The organism is Rhodoplanes sp. (assembly GCF_013377085.1).
Taxonomy (GTDB): Bacteria; Pseudomonadota; Alphaproteobacteria; order Rhizobiales; family Xanthobacteraceae; genus Rhodoplanes.
In genome coordinates this window covers 13,019-32,401 of record NZ_JACAAX010000053.1, presented here as the reverse complement: position 1 = coordinate 32,401, position 19,383 = coordinate 13,019, and the positions used below count along the sequence as shown (strand labels likewise).

Genomic DNA, 19,383 nt, shown 5'->3' with positions numbered 1-19,383 from the left:
GACTAGGAGCTTGGCATGGCCGCATTGTCCGACGCCTCCCCGCGCGAGGCCCTCACCTTCGACGACGTGCTGCTGCAGCCCGGCCTGTCCGACGTGCTGCCGTCCCAGGCCGACATCCGCACGCATCTCACCCGCGAGATCATCCTCAACATTCCGATCATCGCCTCCGCCATGGACACCGTGACGGAATCCGCCATGGCGATCGCCATGGCCCAGGCCGGCGGCATCGGCGTGGTCCACCGCAATCTCGATCCGGTGATTCAGGCCGCCCAGGTGCGGCAGGTGAAGAAGTTCGAGTCCGGCATGGTGGTGAACCCGCTCACCATCGGGCCCGATGCGCCGCTCGCCGAGGCGCTGCGGATGATGGCGGACAACCGCATCTCCGGCATCCCGGTCGTCACCGCGACGGGCGGGGTCGACGGCAAGCTGGTCGGCATCCTCACCAACCGCGACGTCCGCTTCGCCACCGACCCGAGCCAGCGGGTCTCCGAGCTGATGACCAAGGAGCGCCTGGTGACGGTGCGCGAGGGCGTCAGCCAGCAGGAGGCGAAGCGGCTGCTGCACCAGTTCCGTATCGAGAAGCTTCTCGTCGTCGACGACCAGTTCCGCTGCGTCGGCCTGATCACCGTCAAGGACATCGAGAAGGCGGTGGCGAACCCCAATGCCTGCAAGGATTCGCAGGGGCGCCTGCGGGTCGCGGCGGCCACGACGGTCGGCGAGAGCGGCTACGAGCGCACCGAGCGGCTGATCGAGGCCGGCGTCGACCTCGTGGTGGTCGACACGGCGCACGGTCATTCGCGCCACGTGCTCGACTCGGTCGCCCGCATCAAGAAGCTGTCCAACGTCGTGCAGGTCGCGGCCGGCAATGTCGCCACCGCCGACGGCGCCAAGGCGCTGATCGACGCCGGCGCCGACGCCGTCAAGGTCGGCATCGGCCCGGGCTCGATCTGCACCACCCGCGTGGTGGCCGGCGTCGGCGTGCCGCAGCTCACCGCCATCATGAACGCCGTGTCGGTCGCCCGCGACGCCAAGGTGGCCGTCATCGCCGACGGCGGCATCAAGTATTCGGGCGACCTCGCCAAGGCGCTCGCCGCCGGCGCCGACTGCGCCATGATCGGCTCGCTGCTCGCCGGCACCGACGAGAGCCCCGGCGAGGTGTTTCTGTATCAGGGCCGGTCGTACAAGACCTATCGGGGCATGGGCTCGGTCGGCGCCATGGCGCGCGGCTCGGCCGACCGCTACTTCCAGCAGGACATCAAGGATTCGCTCAAGCTCGTGCCCGAGGGCGTCGAGGGCCAGGTGCCCTACAAGGGGCCGGCCAGCGCCGTGCTCCACCAGCTCACCGGCGGGCTTCGCGCCGCCATGGGCTATGTCGGGGCCGCCACGCTCGCCGAGCTGCACGAGAAGGCGCAGTTCGTGCGCATCTCGGCCGCCGGCCTGCGCGAGAGCCATGTCCACGACGTCACCATCACGCGCGAGAGCCCGAACTATCCGACCAGGGTGTGAGGGCGAAGGCGGCCCATGGCAACCGGGCCGTGTGGGGGCGGCGCAGTGGCGCCGGACCGCCCCTGCGCCGCCGTCATCGAACCATCGCAAAAGCGATGCAAGCCTCGTATCCATCGGGAGAATACCCGACCGTCACGAGGAGCGGAGCGAGACGATGGACGACCGGAAGCAGGGCAATGGTGGACTGGACTGGCTCGAGGCCGAGCTCGAGGATGCGCTCGACGAGGACTACGAGCTCGAGCTGTCCGAGCCGGCCCTCTCGGACGAGCTGCGCCGGATCTACAAGGAGCAGCATCCCCCCTCGATCGACCGCCGCGTGTATCTGCGCACCCTGCTCACGCTGCAGACCGAGCTGATCAAGCTGCAGGACTGGGTGTCGCACACCAAGGCGAAGATCGTCGTGGTCTTCGAGGGGCGCGACGCCGCCGGCAAGGGCGGCGTGATCAAGCGCATCACCCAGCGCCTCAACCCGCGCATCTGCCGCGTCGCCGCCCTGCCGGCCCCGACCGAGCGCGAAAAGTCCCAGTGGTACTTCCAGCGCTACGTGACGCATCTGCCGGCGGGCGGCGAGATCGTGCTGTTCGACCGCTCCTGGTACAACCGCGCCGGCGTCGAGCGGGTGATCGGCTTCGCCACCCCGGATCAGGTCGAGGAGTTCTTCCGCGACGTGCCGGAGTTCGAGCGCATGCTGGTCCGCTCCGGCATCCTGCTGGTCAAGTACTGGTTCTCGATCACCGACCAGGAGCAGCAGATGCGCTTCCTGATGCGCATCCACGACCCGATGAAGCAGTGGAAGCTCTCACCGATGGACCTGCAGTCGCGGGTGCGCTGGGAGGCCTATACGCGGGCCAAGGAAGACATGCTGCTGCGCACCAACATTCCCGAGGCGCCGTGGTACATCGTCGAGGGCAACGACAAGAAGCGGGCGCGGCTGAACTGCATCGATCACCTGCTGGCGCAGATTCCCTACCGGCCTGTTCCTCATGACCCGATCACGCTGCCCGACCGGGTGTTCAATCCCGACTACGAGCGGCGCACGCTGCCGCACGAGCTCTACGTGCCGCCGAAGTATTGAGCGATGGGCTGATCAGGGTCGCCACGACGGCTGTCTGATGCGTGAGCTACCGCGGCGCGATGACCTAGCTCCGCCGGCGGGATGTAGAGCGAGTCATTCCGGGGCGCGAACCGAAGGTTCGCGAGCCCGGAATCCATAACCCCGGTGCCGATTGCCCTCGAAAGACCGGGGATATGGGTCCCGGGCTCGGCCCTGCGGGCCGCCCCGGGACGACGGACTACAGTGATGCAACGTGCTCTGGCGGGGAGAGGTGAAGACAAACCCAGCGAATGGGATCAGATCAGGTCGTTGTCGACGCAGTACTCGATCGCCGAGCGGTCGGGGGCGGGGGTGTTGTCGCGGCGGGCGTGACGGTTCGGCTCGGAGCGCTCGGTCGCGCGGCGGTCTTGCCCCGAGGGGCGGGCCGGCGCGAACGCGTCGGTGTCGAGCGTGGGCATGTCGGAACGAGGCATCAGTGGTCGTCTCCAGTCGGGGCACGCAGCGCCGTCCGTGGCGGCGTCGCGTGCCGGGGGGCGTGCTTCGCCGTCCGTTTCGGTGCGGCGGGGGTGGTCAAGTGCCGCGTCGATCGGGCGCAAGTAAGGTGCTGCCGCGGCCGTTTTGGTTCACGCCGCAGGGCCGTGGACTCTCGGTGACGGTGGTTACCGGCAGGTTGATGGACGCGACCGAGCAAGCCGCTGCGCGATCACGAGCCCGCGAGCACGAATCCGCCCGGCCGTTGCGCCCGCACAACGGCCGCTGCGGGGAGCGCTTTGTATGCTAGGTGATGACTGCGTGCCGGTCGCTCACGCCGCCCCGACGAACCGCGCGAGCCGCACCGCGAGTTCCAAGAGCGCCTCGTCGGCGCCGGGCCAGCCGATGAAGGACAGGCCGATCGGGCAGCCGTCGAGCGTGCCGGCCGGAATCGTCACCTGCGGCAGGCCGGCCATCCCGGCCGTGACGGTGAGGCGCATCACCCGCACCCGGAACGACTCGAGCAGCTCCTGCGGGGCGTCGGCGTGCGGCGCGATGCACGGCACGGTGGGCAGCACCAGCACGGTGCCGGGCTTGGCGACGCTGCGGATCCAGGCGAGCGCCGCCGCCTTGACCGCATAGGCCTCGTCGGCCGCCTTCTCGGTCACCGTGGAGGCGAACTCCAGCCGCTCGCGCACGCCGGGGCCGAAGCGTGGCCGCTTGGTCTCGATGAAGTGGCCGTAGACCTTCCAGATCTCGCGGCCCTGGATGAGGCGGAAGGCCTCGCGCCAGGGGTCGAAGCCGTCCGGCGCGATCGCTCCGTGCGTCATGGCGGGGAGCGCGCCCGACATGCCGTCGAGCGCGTCCTGCAGGAACGAGGCGACCGCGTCATCCGACTGGGCGAAGGCGTCGTCGAGCACGATCAGCTTGTCCAGGCGGGCCGGCGCCGCATGGTGATCGAGCAGCACCCGCCCGAGCGCGCGAAAAACGCCCGGGGCGGTCGACATCCAGCCGCCGACGTCGAAGGAGGGCGCCATCGCCATGGCGCCCGTCATGTCGACGCGGCCATGGGTCGGCCGCATGCCATAGAGGCCGCAGAAGGCGGACGGCACCCGCACCGAGCCGCCGGTGTCGCTGCCGATGGCGACGTCGCAGGCGCCGGCCGAGGCCGCCGAGGCCGATCCGCTCGACGAGCCGCCCGGGATTCTCCCCGGTGCGCGCGGATTGAGCGGCGTGCCGTAATGGGCGTTGACGCCGGCGACGCTGAAAAAGAACTCGTCGCACACGGTCTTGCCCGTGATGGTGGCACCGGCCGCGAGCAGCTTCGCCACCACGGCCGAATGGGCGGTCGCCGGCGGATGCGCCGCCAGCCAGTCCGGATTGCCGCCGCCGGTGCGCTCGCCGGCGATGTCGTACATGTCCTTCACGGCCACGCTCAGGCCGGCCAGCGGCCCGGTGGGCGCGCCCGTCACCGGGGCGGCGAGGTCGTGCGGCACGAAGGCGGAGCGGAAGGTTTCGGTCGGCATGGCGGGGCTTTTCAGGGGTTTGGCGAGGCGGGGACTCGTCGATGGCCCCGAAACCGAAGCCTGTCAACACGGCCCGGCCGCATTGCATCCGTGCAAACGCAGCGGCCCGTGCCGCCGGGATCGGGCTATCCGGCTCGGGTTCTCGGCGCCGCCGCGATCATCTCGCACCCTCTCGGCCGGGGAGAGGGAGGGCGCAGCATGCTGCCGCTCGGCCCGGAGCCGCACCGGGCGGGAACCACGGCCGGGCGTCCCGGGTTACCACTACGGCGCCGGGCGGTCCGGCGCGTTGGGAGCCGACCATGTCGTACCCTCTGGTGCTGACCCCGCTGTTCGTGCTGGTGGCGCTCGCCTTCCTGCTGATGCTGTGTGCCGGCTCGCGCTCCGGGGCGGTGGGAGAGCGGGGCGCCGCCGTGTCGCAGAGCGGCTGCGCCGCGGCCCTGCAGGAGCAGTATGGGCTGCCGGTCCTGTTCTACGTGCTGACCGTGCTGTCGCTCGCCACCCGCCACGCCGATCTGATCTTCGTGCTGCTCGCCTTCGTGTTCGTGGCGCTCCGCGTGCTCCATGCGCTGGCGCTGGTGAGCGGCCGCGGCGGCACCTCGCCGGCCATGCTGCATGTGGCGAGCGCCCTGGTTCTCGCCGTCGCCTGGGGCGTTTTTGCCGTGCGGATTCTGCTGGGGTTCTGAGTGGGCCGGTAGACGCCGGAGGTGATGGGCTGCTACTTTTGCGGGTGCATCCATGGGTCGCCCGCATGCCAGTCGACAACACCTCGCCATCTCCGCTGCAGGCCATGCAGGACCTCCTGTCCGAGGCCGGCGAAGCAATCCTCGACAGGACTCGCACCCTCTCATCGTCGACTGTGCCCGACACCATTCGTGCGATTGCCGGGAAGGTCGGAAATTCTCTTCCGACACAGGTCGGCCTCGGAGCCTTGACGGTCGGCGGCAGCGCTGCGGTCGATGCAGTCTGGACCGGCGTCGCAACGGCCGGGCGGCTCGGCCGTGATGGCGTTCGTCTCGGGTGGTCGTGGTTCGGATCGCAGGCCGAGGAGATCGCTCGCTACGGGGACTCGCTCGTGTCCGGAGTTCGCGGACGCTCTTCTACCGAAACCGAGGCATTGCTGCAGGATGCGCTCCGGAAGCACGACGCGCTCATCCGTGAGCTTCAGGACAGGAACGCGGCGTCCTCCGAACGGCTGGCGTACCTTCACGAGCTTCTTGTCCGGCTCGAAGGTGCAATGAGCGGGCTCGTCGCGGACGAGCAGCCGAGCCACCCGGACCACCTCGTCGTCCTCGCGGCCCAACGACAGCGGCTCGACGTCGAGCTTCGGATGACCGAGCAAGCGGCTGGGCACGCCGATGCCAATATCGCCAAGGCGACGGCGCTTCTCGCCGGGCTGGCTGCCCGACGTGACGCCGGGCCTACATCCACCCGATCGGTATGCTTTGGGCCGCCGGTGCTCAGGCCGTGGGACGAGATTCTGTCGGAGGCAAAGAACGATTGTGACGGCGAGGCGGTGTCGTTCGGTCGGGTCCTGTCAGAGCAGGAACAGCGCGCCGTCTCGTCGAGGCTTTCGGGCTGGGACGACGAGTTCGCAGCGCTCCATCGCCTCACCAGCTATGATTATGCGGTCGCCGGCGTGGCGGGAATTCTCGGCGCTCTCGCTGACATCCTATTGGTCAAAGTCCCGGGGCATTCGCAATATCTCGGCTCGGCCACCAGCGAAGGCGGCTGGCTGTCGAACGTCTTGAATGACGGTTTCGACAGGCTCCTGCCTGCCGACACGGTCCAGAGGCTGGAACAGGCCTACAAGGTCCCCTACGACGCTTCGACGAATTTTATGCTCGATGAGGCCGTCGTCGGACTGAATCCGTGGACGCACCGCCTCCATTCCCTCGGCCACGACCCAATTCTCGGATGGTTTTTCGGAGTTCGAGATATTTTGGGTGGGCAGTTGTCCACGATTGGTGCGGACGGATCCTATGTCGTTCAAAGGACCATTTTCGGGGGTGGCGATCCCGAATGGGGCATAGGCGTTTTTGCTCGGTTGGCCGGCGCGTTCTGCTCGGTCGGTGGGCACATGGTCTCGGACATGTCGACCGCGACGGGCTTGCCTCCTCCCTTGTTCGGCGCGCTTCAGACGCTGCAGGCCGAAGTCGTCGACGGACAGAGCATCGCGAGCATCGCGCGTGACATGTATCTCGGCGGCTACGACTTTCGCCATTTCCTGGCTGGGGGCGTTTGCGTCGCCGCGATAGAGGCGATCGTCCGGACCGCGTGGCTCGCCGGCGAGATCTCGGATGGCAAGCCGATACGCCAAGCTCTGCCGGTCGGCGCCAAGCCTCGCCTGCGTACGACGCTGTTCCTTGCCCATGGTGTCGCCTCGGCCGTCAATGCCGGCAAAGTGGCGGTCACCGGGAATCCTCTCGCCTTGAACTACGCCCAGTGGCTCGCCTTTTTCCGGTATCTGCTGCCGCAGCTCCACTGGGTTCTGTTGGAGCGGGAGCGTGAGCGCGGCATTTTTGTCCGAGCGCAGCTCGAGGACCGGTGGACCGAAATCGACCACGAGGTCGCCGAGACGTGGCGACGAATTTTTGGTCCGACGCTGCGCGCGGAGCTGTAACGACCGCGGAGATTGTGTTCGCCGAGCCGGCTTCGGCGCGCAAACAGCGTTCCGCCTCATCCCGTCGCGGCGAGCCGTCCGGCGAGGGTGAGGCCGTCGCGGATGTTTTTGCCGATCAGCACCAGATTGGTCAGCCCCGCGATCAGCTCCAGCGTCTGCACGGCCTGGAAGGTGGGCCCGTAGTCGCCGCGGGCGGACAGCACCGCGAGCGTGAGGGCGCACGGCACCAGAACCAGGATGCCGTTGGCGGCGATGACCGGCATGCGGCGTTTCTTGCCGGCGACGAGTGGCGCGGCGCTGCCGCCGGCGAGCCGGAACCCGGTCAGGCCCGTGACGGCGAGGGCAGGGACCAGCAGCAGGAGGCCCCAGGCGATCGTGAGCTTCACGGCCGCCACCGTGGCGGCGTCGGCGAGCAGCTCGGAGACGACCGTCGACGTCCAGAATGCCAGGATGGTGACGAAGGCCGTGGTGCCGGCGATCCCGTGGACGAGGGGCGGCACGGTGCGGGCGGGGCGGGCTGTGGTCGCGCTCATCGCGGCTCTCCGAACGGGTGGGGGCGGACGGCCGGTCCGTCAGTCGGTCTCGGCGGCGGTTTCGAGCTTTCCCCGCAGCGCCCGCATCACCGCGGTGGCGCGGGCGATCTCGTCGGGCGCCAGGGTTTCGGCGAGCGCGTTCGACCAGCCGACATGCTGCAGGATGGCGGCGTCGTAGGCGGCGCGGCCGCGCTCCGTCAGGGCCACCAGCTTGGCGCGGCGGTGGTGCGGGTTGTCGGCGAAGGCGACCAGGTTCTCGGCCGCCATGGCGTCGACGACCCGCTGCACCGACTGGCGGGTGAGGCCCATGTCGCGGGCGATATGGGCGACCGGCTCGGCGCGGCCCGCCATGGCGATGGCGCCCAAAACCTGCCAGCGCGCGCTGGTGAGGCCGAGCGGCGCCACCAGCCGGTCGCCGGCGGCGAGCAGGCGGCCGTTGAGCCGGAAGGTCTCCAGCATCAGCGCGGTGAGGGCGTCGCCGGCAGCCGTCTGGGTCTCGTGAATTCGTCCTGACATGACAGCATTGAGCCATAATGACAGTGTACTGTCAATTCATGTGTGAAACCCACCGCGGAAACCCACCGCCTGCAGCCGCCGGACGGGCGGGGGCAGAGCCGGCGCTGGATATTCCGGCGCCGGTGTGGGACAGGGGCGCATGACTCCCTCCGCCCGCCTGTCCGCCGCCATCGAGGTCCTCGCCGACATCGAGGCCCGCCGCCGCCCCGCCACCGACGCCCTCAAGGACTGGGGCCTCTCCCGCCGCTTCGCCGGCTCGGGCGACCGCGCCGCCATCGCCGGCCTCGTCTACGACGCCCTGCGCCGCAAGGCCTCGGCCGCGCATCTTTTGGGTGAGGCGACGCCGCGGGCCGTGCTGCTGGGCATGCTGGCGCTCGACCGCGGCCTGGCCGCCGACCAGATCGAAAAGCTGTTCGATGGCAGCCGTTTCGCCCCGGATCCTCTGACCGAGAAAGAACGTGCCGCGCTGGCCGCCGAAGGTCGCGAGGAGGCGCCTGCCCATATCGCCGGCGACTATCCGGAGTGGCTCGACCTGCCGCTCGCCCGGGTTTTCGGCGACGACCGGGTCGAGGAGGGCCGCGCCCTGGCGCACCGTGCCCCGCTCGACCTGCGGGTCAACACGCTGGCCGGCACGGACCGCGACAAGGTCGCAGCCGGGCTGTCGCACCTGCATCCGGAGTCGACCCGCTGGTCACCGTCCGGGCTGCGCGTGACGATCGGGGCGGAGGGCAAAAGCCCGCCCGTCCATGCCGAGCCGGCCTACATCAAGGGCCAGATCGAGATCCAGGACGAGGGCTCGCAGGTCGCGTCGCTGATGGCGGCGGCCCGTCCGGGCGAGCAGGTGATCGATCTGTGCGCCGGCGGCGGCGGCAAGACCCTGGCGCTCGCCGCCAGCATGGAGAACAAGGGCCAGCTCTACGCCACCGACCTCGACAAGCGCCGCCTCGCCCCGATCCACGCCCGGCTGGAGCGGGCCGGCGTCCGCAACGTCCAGATCCGCACCCCCGGCCGCGATACAGACGTGCTGGCCGACCTCACCGGCCGCGCCGATCTCGTTCTGGTCGATGCACCCTGCACCGGCACGGGCACCTGGCGCCGCAACCCGGACGCCAAGTGGCGGATCCGTCCCGGCTCGCTGGCCGAGCGCCTGTCCCAGCAGGCGATCGTGCTGGACCGCGCCGCCGACCTGGTGCGGCCCGGCGGCCGCATCGTCTACGTCACCTGCTCGCTGCTCGCCGACGAGAACGCCGACCAGGTCCAGGCTTTTGTCGCCCGCCATGCCGGCTTCGCCCCGGTGCCGCCCGCCGAGGTGGCCGCCGTGCTCGGCGACGCGGCGCCGGCGTTTCTCGACTCGGTGCTGGTCTTCCCCGAAGGCCTGTTGATGACCCCGCGCCGCACCGGCACGGACGGCTTTTACGTCGCCGTGCTGCGCCGCGCGGACGGGTGAGGGCGCGCGGACCTCTGGTGCCGGGGTCGCCCGGGCAGGCGGATGACCCGGGCCTCCAGTTGCGCCCGGCGGCGCGGGGTATCCGCCGGCGAGGGGCCGCGGCCGGCGCGGCCGGTGTCGACCCCGCGACCGGCGGTCGCTGCCGATTTCAGCGTGGGTTGCGGGCCCTCCGGATTGCAGCGAGGCGCGCGATCCGCTAACCCCGGGCGCATGAAACACGACAAAATCCTCATCGTCGACTTCGGTTCGCAAGTCACCCAGCTCATCGCCCGCCGCGTCCGGGAAGAGGGGGTCTACTCCGAGATCGTGCCCTACCAGAAAGCCGCCGAGGCCTACGCGGCCATGCGGCCGAAGGGCGTGATCCTGTCGGGCGGCCCGGCTTCGGTGCTGGAGCCCGGGGCGCCGCTGCCGCCGAAATCGCTCTACGAGGCCGGCGTGCCGATTCTCGGCATCTGCTACGGCGAGCAGGCGATGGCCAAGCAGCTCGGCGGCGAGGTCGAGGGCGGCCATGCCGGCGAGTACGGCAGCGCCGAGGTGCAGGTCACCGACGAGAGCCTGCTGTTCGACGGCATCTGGGCCGTCGGCGAAAAGTACCCGGTGTGGATGAGCCACGGCGACCGGGTCACCAAGGTGCCGGACGGCTTTCGGGTGGTCGGGACCTCGGCCAATGCGCCGATCTCGATCATCGCCGACGAGACGCGGCACTTCTACGGCACCCAGTTCCACCTCGAGGTGATGCACACGCCGCACGGCGCGCTGCTGCTGCGCAACTTCGTCCGCAAGGTGGCGGGCTGCCAGGGCGACTGGACGATGCGCACCTTCAAGGAGGAGGCGATCGAGAAGCTGCGCGCCCAGATCGGCTCGGCCAAGGTGGTCTGCGGGCTGTCGGGCGGCGTCGATTCCGCCGTCGCCGCCGTGCTGCTGCACGAGGCGATCGGCAACCAGCTCACCTGCGTGTTCGTCGACCACGGCCTGCTGCGCCGCGGCGAGGCCAAGCGCGTCATCGCGCTGTTCCGCGGCAGCTACAACATCCCGCTGGTGCACGTGAAGGCCCGCGAGCAGTTTTTGACCGCGCTCGACGGCGTCTCCGACCCCGAGGACAAGCGCAAGATCATCGGCAAGGCCTTCATCGACATCTTCGAGGAGGAGGCCAAGAAGCTCGGCGGCGCCGAGTATCTGGCGCAGGGCACGCTCTATCCGGACGTGATCGAGAGCATCTCGGCGACCGGTGGCCCCTCGGTGACGATCAAGTCGCACCACAATGTCGGCGGCCTGCCCGAGCGCATGAACATGAAGCTCGTCGAGCCGCTGCGCGAGCTGTTCAAGGACGAGGTGCGGGCGCTCGGCCGCGAGCTCGGCCTGCCCGACGCGTTCGTCGGCCGCCACCCGTTCCCGGGGCCCGGCCTCGCCATCCGCTGCCCGGGCGCCATCACGGCCGAGAAGCTGGAGATCCTGCGCTACGCCGACGAGATCTACATCGAGGAAATCCGCCGCGCCGGCCTCTACGACGACATCTGGCAGGCTTTTGCCGTGCTGCTGCCGGTCAAGACCGTCGGCGTGATGGGCGACAGCCGCACCTACGACTACGTCGTCGCGCTGCGCGCCGTCACCTCGACGGACGGCATGACGGCCGACTTCTACCCCTTCGACATGAAATTCCTCGGCCACGCCGCCACCCGCATCATCAACGAGGTGAAGGGCGTGAACCGGGTGGTCTACGACGTGACGTCGAAGCCGCCCGGCACGATCGAGTGGGAGTAGGGGGAAATCTATTTATCCTTCCTATGCTTGAAAGCATCCGAATGAAGATATGTCACGTGAACGGCGTCGGCCGAGTATCCCTAGCTTTATTTTTCTTGCTGGGCAGCGTTGGAATTTCTCTTGCTGAATTGGGCGAAGACGCGCTGCGGAAGATTGAGAAAATCGCTGCCTTGAAGCAAGATAAGTTCGAAGTCGATGCAAAGATAGGCGTTCACGAAATTACGTGCTCGGCATTTGGGTCGGCGAGGCAATGTATCGGGAAATTTGTTGATGGTATATTCTTTTCCGTGCTGACGAAGAAAAATAGGATTTTCCAAGTTCAATTAATACTTTCGCGTGAAAAAATAAAAAACGAGAAAGATATTGGTCGAGCTATAAATGCCTTTTTCCTGTCCACCACAATCGTGAAGACACAGAAGGAAAACGACATATTGGCGCTTTTTGGCGGCGCATGTGTCCTCTCGAAAGGGAGAGACAGCACGGCATCTGGGCCGCTGACGTTCGAAGAAACAGGGACCGGGTGTGTTATCAGTCTCGATAACCCGAAGGGCCTTGATTAGTTATTGCACACGTAGGGTGGATCAGGCGCGCAGCGCCGTAATCCGCCGAGCTTCCGAACGGCGGGTTACGCGCTGACACGCTAACCCGCCCTACGATCTCTCACCCTGAGCCCGCGCGAATGAACACCTACGCCATCGTCGTCACCTGGTCGGACGAGGACGGCGTCTGGATCGCCGAGGCGCCGGACCTCGACCCGTGCGCAGCGCACGGCCCGACGCCGGAGGCGGCCGTCGCGGAACTGCGCGTCGCCATGCAGGCATGGCTCGCCGTGGCGCGCGAGAGCGGCCTGCCCATCCCGCCGGCGCGCTACCGGCCGGGAACGGCGGCTGCGGAGTAGCACCGACTTCGTCCTCATGGTCCGGGCCGGGACGGACCGTCACGCCGCCACCTGCATGGTCGACGAGGCGAAGTGCGTCAGCCGCGTCGACGACGCCGTGACGAGCGGGACGCCCGGCACGATCGAGCGGAGCAGGGGCGGCGGGCAGGGCGTGTCGGGCATGTCGCCGGCGGTCGGGCCGCCGCCGTCACAGGCGGATCAGGCCGTGGTGGGCCAGCAGGTCCACCAGCAACTGGCCGCTCGTGCGGCGATGCTCATGATGAATGTGTCGGGCACGCTCGGGGTCGCGGGCCGCGACGGCGTCGACCACCGCCTCGTGATCGCGGGTGGAGGCGGTCGGCAGCGGGCGCAGCGACAGCGTCAGCATCCGCACGCGATGGGACTGGCCCACGAAGGTCTGCACCAGATCGCGGATGCGCGAATTGCCGCCGGCCTCCACCAGCAGCATGTGGAAGCGCTCGTCCGCCGCCGCCCAGGCCTTGCGATCGTCGCGCTCCAACGCCCGGTCCATGTCCCGGATCGCCTCGCGCATGCGCTCGATGGCGTCGCCGCGATCCTCGCGCAGGGCGGCGAGCGCGGCAGCTTCCGATTCCAGCGCCATCAGCACGTCGTAGATCTCGCGCATGTCGGTCACGGATATCGGCTTGACCCGCATGCCGTGGCGCGGACGAACCTCGACCAGCCCTTCGCTGGCGAGCCGCAGCATGGCCTCGCGGATCGGCGTGCGGCTCATGTTCAGGATCGACGCCAGCTCCCCCTCGGTGAACTGATCGCCGGGCATCATGCGGTTGTCGAGGATGCGGGCCCGCAGATTGGCGTAGGCGCCCTCGGCCAGCGACTTGCGGCCCTTGCGCCGTTCGGTCGACGTCGACGCACGCCGGACGCGCGGACGCGGCGACCGTCCGGCGGGCGGCGTCGTCACATCGGCATCGTTGACGGCAGCGGAGGCGTCGGGGTCGTCATTCATCGAGGCGCTCGAGGGTGCGAACCTGCTTGGCCGCGATCATATCACGCACCGCATGGTCGAACGCCCGGAAATGCCGGCTGTCCAGATGCTGCTGAAAGGCGGCGGGGCTGTCGTAGACCTCGTAGAGCGAGATCAGCTCCGGGTGCGCCGGATCACGACAGACGTCGAACTGGCGGCATCCGGGCTCGCTCTCCAGCGACATCCGCGCATTCTCGATCATCAGCGGCGTGAAGGCGGCGAGGTGTGCGGGGCGAATCGTGAAGTCGACGAGGACGACGTACATGGGATGCGGCTCTGGCTGGCTGGGAGGCGGCGTGGACGGCGAACAGACCGGGTCTCGGCGACGCTGGACGACCGCGGCGGTGACAGGGCATCGCCCTGGCCGATCGCATGGCGGCGCGGCGCCGACCCCACCGCTTCAGGCCGCGTCGGCTTTGGTCAGGACGTCCAGAATAGCCGTCGTGACCGCGGCCGAGCCGTCGTTGCCGCCGATCTCGCAGGTGCGGATCCGGCGGCTGCCGAACGCGTTGTCGACGGCGCGGGTGATGCGGTCGCCGGCCGCGGTCGCCGCCGGCAATCCGTGCCGCTGCCCGAGCCAGTCCAGCATCATGGCGGCGGACAGGATCATGGCGGTCGGGTTGGCCTTTCCCTGGCCGGCGATGTCGGGCGCCGTGCCGTGGCTCGGCTGGAACAGCGCATGCGAGTCGCCGATGTCGCCCGACGGCGCCATCCCCAGGCCACCGATCAGCCCACCGCCGAGATCCGAAAGGATGTCGCCGAACTGGTTCTCGGTCGGGACGACGTCGTACTCCCACGGGCGCTTGACCAGGTTCAACGCCATCGCGTCCACGTAGCAATGGTCGGCCGGGATGTCGGGATTGAGCCTGGCGCGCTCCCAGTAGATCTTGTGGAAGAAGGCCATGCTGGTCAGCACATTGGCCTTGTCGACGCAGGTCACGCGCCCCTTGGCGGGGTTGTGCTCGCGCCGCTGCCGCGCCAGCCGGAAGGCGAAATCGAAGAGCCGCTCCGATCCGCTCCGCGTGACCCGACCGAGGTCGAACGCTTCGTGATCGTTGGCGGGCGGCTGCTTGTCCGGATTGAGGCAGCCGTAGAAAAGTCCTTCGGACTGCTCCCGGACCAGAACGAAGTCGATCTGGGTCGCGCGGGGATCGGCAAGAACCGAAGGCACTCCGGGGATGGAGCGGATCGGTCGGATGCCCGCATACAGATCCAGTTCCTTGCGCAGGCCCACCTGGGGATTGATTTCCGTTCCGTCCGGATAGCGGATGTGGGGCAGGCCCATGGAGCCGAACAGGATCGCGTCGGCGCTCTCGCAGGCCCGCATGGTGGCGTCGGGCAGCGCGATCCCGGTGTCGGCATAGTGCTGAGCACCGCCGGCACAACGCACGTAGCTCAGCCCGAACGCCGGCTCGTCGGCCAGCAGACGATCGAGCACGCGAAGACAGGCATCCATGATCTCGGTGCCGATGCCGTCGCCGGGAAGCACGGCGACCTGGAAGAGATGCTTGCTCATGCGCGTATCCATGATCTCGGAGTTTGCGGGAAGGGGCGGCCGGCGGCAGGCGTGGACTGCCGAGGCGCGCGCACTGGTGCGTCCGCTCGGCCGACGATCGGGACGGCCTGCCGATTCGGTTCGGATCGGCGCGATTGCAGCCTGCCGCTCATGACGGTCCGTCCGATCCGACCCGGACGCGCGGGATGACCATCCTCAAGCATCTCTCGGGCCACCATTCTGGCTGCTGACGACGGCAATTGTGGACCTCGATATCCAGCCATTATCGTATGCAATAATAAATTCGCAATGGCCGATGATGTCAAGGGATCGGGGCGCAACCGACGCTGTCCGACATCGCCTTCGGCCCGATCGTCGGTCCTCGGCGGAAGTGGGACGGGCCCCCGAGCGTGACAAAAACCAATTATAACTGGATTATCCGATCGTCTGGTCGCCCGTCGATCCGGCCACGGAAGGCGCCGTGCAGGCGTTCTCGATCCGATCCGCGCAGACCGGCCGGTCTCCCGCAGAATGGCGCAAATATTCGGCCTTGACTCGGTTCATAATGCATTCATTAATCGATACTCCAATGCGGACGCTGATGAATTCGTATCTCCTGCGTGACACGCCGAGGGGGGTGTGATGGATAAATCGGCCATTGAAACCGGCACGATCCGGCGGACCATGATGGTCCTCGTCCCGTTTCTGATGATTTGCTACCTCGTCTCGTTCATCGACCGCGTCAATGTCGGGTTCGCGGCGTTTCAGATGAACAAGGATCTCGGCCTGACCGCCTCGGTCTTCGGGCTCGGCAGCGGGTTGTTCTTCCTGACTTACTTTATATTCGAGGTGCCCAGCAACCTGGCTCTGGAGCGCTTTGGTGCGCGCCGATGGCTGGCCCGCATCATGATCAGTTGGGGGCTGGTTTCGGCCTGCACCGCGTTCGTCGTGGGGCCATGGTCGTTCTACAGCGTGCGACTGGTTCTGGGCGCTGCCGAAGCCGGGTTCTTTCCCGGCGTCATCCTCTATCTGACATACTGGTTTCCGGCCGAGTATCGGGCCCGCATCGTCAGCATGTTCTACATCGCGGTTCCGCTGTCCAGTTTCGTCGGCTCGCCGATATCGGCCTCGCTGCTCGAGCTCGAGGGCTGGCTCGGACTGCACGGCTGGCAGTGGGTGTTCCTGATCGAAGGTGCGCCGGCGGTGCTGCTCGGATTCGCCACGTTGCTGGCGCTGCCTGATCGCCCGGAGGGAGCCCGTTGGCTGTCCGCCGAGCAGCGTGCCTGGCTGACCCAGCGCCTCGCCGACGAGGCGCGGCAGGCCCGCCCGGTCCAGGCTGTCCGGATTTGGCGTGTGCTGTTCCATCCCCAGGTGCTGCTTCTCGCCATGGTCTATGCCGGCAGTTCCGCCGCCAGCAATGGTCTGTCGCTGTGGCAGCCCCAGATCCTCAAGAGCTTCGGCCTGACCAACATGCAGGTCGGACTCGTGAACTCCGTGCCGTTCGCGCTCGCCTGCGTCGTGATGATCCTGTGGGGCCGCTATTCCGACTCGCACCGCGAACGGATCTGGAGCACCACGCTGCCGCTCGGGCTGTCGGCGGTGGCGCTGGGCTCCTGCCTGTTCACCACCTCGTTGCTGCCGACCGTCATGTTGTTGAGCCTGACGCTGATCGGGACCTACTCGTTCAAGGCGCCGTTCTGGGCCTTGTCCACCGAGACGCTCTCGGTCGGCGCGGCGGCGGCGGGGCTGGCGCAGATCAATGCCATCGGCAATCTGGGTGGCTTCGGCGGCACCTACCTGATCGGCGTCATTCGCGATGCGACCGGGAGCTACCCGCTGGCCGTGCTGCCGCTCGTGGTGCTCGAATTCGTCGGCTGCATCGTGGTGCTCGTTCTCGGATATCGGCACAAGCGTGGGGCCAGGGCCCCGGCCGTGGCGGCCTGATCGATCGTGTCCGAGGCGGGCGCGCCCGCCTCGGACAGGACATCTTGGTGACAGCGAGCCCTCGCAACGCCCGACGCCGTCGCGATCGCGCGGGAGCCGCGGACAGGGTCGCTCGCGCGGACGCGTGAAGGCGCCTGCGGGGGATCGGCGAGCATTTTCGCAAGCGCGGGCGCCACACGAGATCGCGCCGCCACCACGGGCTCCGACCGGCGTCCGACGCGATGATTTCCCAGGAAGTGCATAAATGCTATCTGAAGCTGTAAACTGTACGAAGAACTACCCTCTGGTGGTGCCGGCGGTTTCTCCTATAATGGATTTCTATCGAGGCACGTCGCCGGCGGTCGGCATGACCCGGGGGGTCGACGCAGGCGACTGGACTAGCGTATCGCCGTTTTGCCGCGACCATACGGGTGCGGGCCATCGTGCGCGCCGACCGCTGGCGGGGACGTGACAGGTCCGCCGCGCTCGCGTCGATCCGATGCTGTTTCGAGGGCGGCGAATCGCGTTGCCGATCGGGGATGCGAACGCGCTGCACGCTTGGCGCCAGGCCGTCGGCAAGGCGGCCGCACGACCGAGATCGTCGCACGATCCAAACGTCTGCAAATGTCGCCGGGCGTGTCGCCGCGCCGGCGCAGCGTACGGCGTTGCGCCCACGCGGCGTGAACACGTCGCCTCACGCGTCTGACGTTCAGCCGGAGATCACCGCATGGCATCACGTCCAAGACTTCTCGGCATCGCCGCGAGCCTTCGCAATGCCCGCTGGGGCGCCGGCAACCGCCTGCTGATCGAGGCGCTCGCGGCGCTGCCCGATCGGCCGGCGCTCGATGCGTTCCTGGCCCGCGAGTCCGAGCTGCATCTCGAGAACTTCATCCAGGCCGGCCGGCGCGACGGCAAGGCGTTCGACGAGATCTATCGCAACCTCAAGAAATCCAATGGCGAGGTGGGTCTCAGCAACTCCGAGGTGGCGCTCGCCGCCGCCCTGTGGGCCGCCGAGAAGGACGGCGTCGCGGTCGATCATCTCTCGCTCTCGGAATACTTTTCCGCGAACGGCGATCTGCGGCGTGGCGACGAGCTGCGCGCCAAGCTGGTCGCGGCCGATGGCCTGCTGGTCTCCGGCCCGGTCTATTTCGGCGACCGCGGCAGTCTCGCCGAAAGCCTCGTCCAGCTCATCGCCACGGACGCGGATCTGCGCGCCGCGCTGACGGGTCGGCTCTACGGCGGCATCTCGGTCGGCGCCAAGCGCAACGGTGGGCAGGAGACGACGCTGATCTATCAGATGATCGACATGCTCGGCCTCGGCCTGATCGCGGTCGGCAACGACAGCGAGACCACGGCCCAGTACGGCGGCACCGGACACGCCGGCGATGTCGGCACCATGCACAAGGACAAGTACGGCATCGACACCTCGATGGGGGTCGGCCGGCGCATGGCCAAGGTGTTGGGCGCGCTCGCGGACGCGCCGAAGCTCGCCGACGTGCCGCACGTGCTGTTCCTGATTCTGCAGGATGCCGACGGCGTGGCGCTGCGCGAGACGAAGGCGATCGTCGCCCGGCTCGGGCCGCGCATCGCCGCGACCATCCTCGACGTCAGCGACGAGACCATCAAGCGCTGCATCGCCTGCGATATCTGTCCGAAGGCGGTCGACCGCGACGACGTCTATCGCTGCGTCATCAGCGCCAGCGGCGACGCCATGGCGGACCTGCATCCGGCGCTGCTGCACCACGACGCCCTGGTGCCGGTCGTCGCCTCGCCGCGCGACCGCGCGCGCATTGTCGGCAACTACCAGACCTTCATCGAGCGCAGCCGCTATCTGCGCCGCGGCGACTATGTCTGGTCCGATCTCGTCGTCGCGCCGCTGAGCTTCGTCGACCAGGCCGGCTTCGACTCCTATCCGATCCGCATGCTGACCTCGTTCCTGCGCCATCACACCATCATGACCAAGCCGCTGGTCGGCCATCTGGTCGGCGGCGTCTTGGGCAATGCGGACGAGCTCCTCGCCGATCTCGGGTCGTTCCTGTCGGTGGCGGAGCGCGCCACCGCGGGCCGGCTGGTCGACGCGCGGCGCCACGACACGAGCTACAATCCGGTCGGCTACATTCTGAGCGCCGCCAAGGATGCGGGCGACCGCAAGGCGCGGCAGCATCACGACATGATGGAAGACCGCACCCGTCATCTGCTCGCCGAGGCGCGCACGCGGCTGATGGCCGAGACATCCGACGCCGAGCCCATGGTGAGCAACACCGAAGCCGGCTGATCGGCTCGCGCACAGCCGCCTCGCCCAGGCGCATCCTGGGCTGCCCGCCCGTGTCGGCGGTGCCGGCGCCGGGTCCTGCCGTCCTCGCCCGCCCTGCGCGGGACGGGGGCGGTCCCGCCCGTTTCCACCCCCCCCCCCCCCCCCCCCCCCCCCCCCCCCAGCGATCCGCGGCGATCCGCAGCGATCGATACCCGGGCGCGATGCCGGCCGGGCAGCGCGTGCTGTCACACCGATGAAATGAACGGGTGCTACGAAAGCTCATCTGTGTTCGTGCGGGCACAAATGTACCCGTCGGCGCGCCGTCTCGGGCTCGATCTCCCTGGCCGGCGGCCGGCGTCGCGCCGCCACGGACATCGCGACCGGTCCACCAACG

18 protein-coding genes are annotated in these 19,383 nt (G+C 68.3%); 10 read left to right on the top strand and 8 right to left on the bottom strand.

Annotation, left to right across the window (positions count from 1 at the left end):
- Positions 1 to 15 precede the first annotated feature (15 nt).
- Together guaB and ppk2 are read left to right on the top strand one after the other, a co-directional pair.
- A complete protein-coding gene (gene guaB / locus HXX10_RS26140) occupies positions 16 to 1,506 on the top strand; it encodes an IMP dehydrogenase (protein ID WP_296526254.1) in 1,491 nt (496 codons plus the stop codon).
- A 154-nt stretch (positions 1,507 to 1,660) separates the two neighbouring features.
- A complete protein-coding gene (gene ppk2, locus HXX10_RS26135; RefSeq protein ID WP_296526253.1) occupies positions 1,661 to 2,581 on the top strand; it encodes a polyphosphate kinase 2 in 921 nt (306 codons plus the stop codon).
- 275 nt (positions 2,582 to 2,856) lie between these two features.
- Here ppk2 and HXX10_RS26130 read toward each other — a convergent pair whose 3' ends face one another.
- Together HXX10_RS26130 and HXX10_RS26125 are read right to left on the bottom strand one after the other, a co-directional pair.
- Positions 2,857 to 3,033 carry a hypothetical protein gene (locus HXX10_RS26130; RefSeq protein WP_296526252.1) on the bottom strand — a complete coding sequence of 59 codons (177 nt, stop codon included), beginning with the start codon at positions 3,031 to 3,033 and terminating at the stop codon, positions 2,857 to 2,859.
- Between the two features lie 330 nt (positions 3,034 to 3,363).
- A complete protein-coding gene (locus tag HXX10_RS26125; RefSeq protein WP_296526251.1) occupies positions 3,364 to 4,557 on the bottom strand; it encodes an amidase in 1,194 nt (397 codons plus the stop codon).
- A 299-nt stretch (positions 4,558 to 4,856) separates the two neighbouring features.
- Between HXX10_RS26125 and HXX10_RS26120 the strand changes: the two genes are divergently transcribed.
- Entirely contained in the window at positions 4,857 to 5,240 is a 384-nt protein-coding gene (locus HXX10_RS26120; RefSeq protein ID WP_296526250.1) for a hypothetical protein, read from the top strand.
- Positions 5,241 to 5,305: 65 nt separating this feature from the next.
- A complete protein-coding gene (locus HXX10_RS26115) occupies positions 5,306 to 7,177 on the top strand; it encodes a hypothetical protein (RefSeq protein WP_296526249.1) in 1,872 nt (623 codons plus the stop codon).
- A 56-nt stretch (positions 7,178 to 7,233) separates the two neighbouring features.
- On the opposite strand, the gene HXX10_RS26110 is transcribed toward HXX10_RS26115, so the two are convergent.
- Together HXX10_RS26110 and HXX10_RS26105 are read right to left on the bottom strand one after the other, a co-directional pair.
- On the bottom strand, positions 7,234 to 7,710 hold the full coding sequence (locus tag HXX10_RS26110; protein WP_296526248.1) for a hypothetical protein: 477 nt from the start codon (positions 7,708 to 7,710) through the stop codon (positions 7,234 to 7,236).
- Between the two features lie 39 nt (positions 7,711 to 7,749).
- Complete coding sequence (locus tag HXX10_RS26105) at positions 7,750 to 8,226, bottom strand: MarR family transcriptional regulator (RefSeq protein WP_296526246.1); 477 nt, start codon at positions 8,224 to 8,226, stop codon at positions 7,750 to 7,752.
- Between the two features lie 139 nt (positions 8,227 to 8,365).
- Between HXX10_RS26105 and HXX10_RS26100 the strand changes: the two genes are divergently transcribed.
- From HXX10_RS26100 to HXX10_RS26085, 4 genes are all read left to right on the top strand, one after another.
- Positions 8,366 to 9,673, top strand: a complete 1,308-nt coding sequence (locus tag HXX10_RS26100; RefSeq protein ID WP_296526245.1) for an RsmB/NOP family class I SAM-dependent RNA methyltransferase — start codon at positions 8,366 to 8,368, stop codon at positions 9,671 to 9,673.
- A 210-nt stretch (positions 9,674 to 9,883) separates the two neighbouring features.
- The gene (gene guaA / locus HXX10_RS26095) at positions 9,884 to 11,434 is read left to right on the top strand and encodes a glutamine-hydrolyzing GMP synthase (protein WP_296526244.1); all 1,551 of its coding nucleotides are present in this window, start codon (positions 9,884 to 9,886) and stop codon (positions 11,432 to 11,434) included.
- 56 nt (positions 11,435 to 11,490) lie between these two features.
- Positions 11,491 to 11,994, top strand: coding sequence for a hypothetical protein (locus HXX10_RS26090; RefSeq protein ID WP_296526243.1), 504 nt, complete (start codon positions 11,491 to 11,493; stop codon positions 11,992 to 11,994).
- Positions 11,995 to 12,113: 119 nt separating this feature from the next.
- Positions 12,114 to 12,332: a type II toxin-antitoxin system HicB family antitoxin gene (locus HXX10_RS26085; RefSeq protein ID WP_296526242.1), complete on the top strand. Its 219-nt coding sequence runs from the start codon at positions 12,114 to 12,116 to the stop codon at positions 12,330 to 12,332.
- Between the two features lie 39 nt (positions 12,333 to 12,371).
- Here HXX10_RS26085 and HXX10_RS26080 read toward each other — a convergent pair whose 3' ends face one another.
- The 4 genes from HXX10_RS26080 to HXX10_RS26065 all read right to left on the bottom strand — a co-directional run bounded on the left by HXX10_RS26080 (position 12,372) and on the right by HXX10_RS26065 (position 14,833).
- Positions 12,372 to 12,494: a hypothetical protein gene (locus HXX10_RS26080; RefSeq protein WP_296526241.1), complete on the bottom strand. Its 123-nt coding sequence runs from the start codon at positions 12,492 to 12,494 to the stop codon at positions 12,372 to 12,374.
- A gap of 25 nt (positions 12,495 to 12,519) precedes the next feature.
- A complete protein-coding gene (locus HXX10_RS26075) occupies positions 12,520 to 13,299 on the bottom strand; it encodes a GntR family transcriptional regulator (protein WP_296526240.1) in 780 nt (259 codons plus the stop codon).
- Complete coding sequence (locus tag HXX10_RS26070) at positions 13,292 to 13,582, bottom strand: putative quinol monooxygenase (protein WP_296526239.1); 291 nt, start codon at positions 13,580 to 13,582, stop codon at positions 13,292 to 13,294. The genes HXX10_RS26075 and HXX10_RS26070 overlap by 8 nt, the downstream gene beginning before the upstream one ends.
- 135 nt (positions 13,583 to 13,717) lie before the next feature.
- On the bottom strand, positions 13,718 to 14,833 hold the full coding sequence (locus HXX10_RS26065; RefSeq protein ID WP_296526237.1) for an isocitrate/isopropylmalate family dehydrogenase: 1,116 nt from the start codon (positions 14,831 to 14,833) through the stop codon (positions 13,718 to 13,720).
- A gap of 621 nt (positions 14,834 to 15,454) precedes the next feature.
- On the opposite strand from HXX10_RS26065, the gene HXX10_RS26060 reads away from it, so the two are divergent.
- On the top strand, positions 15,455 to 16,756 hold the full coding sequence (locus HXX10_RS26060) for an MFS transporter (protein WP_296526236.1): 1,302 nt from the start codon (positions 15,455 to 15,457) through the stop codon (positions 16,754 to 16,756).
- A 706-nt stretch (positions 16,757 to 17,462) separates the two neighbouring features.
- Positions 17,463 to 19,010, top strand: a complete 1,548-nt coding sequence (locus tag HXX10_RS26055; RefSeq protein ID WP_296526234.1) for an NAD(P)H-dependent oxidoreductase — start codon at positions 17,463 to 17,465, stop codon at positions 19,008 to 19,010.
- Positions 19,011 to 19,383: the final 373 nt, after the last annotated feature.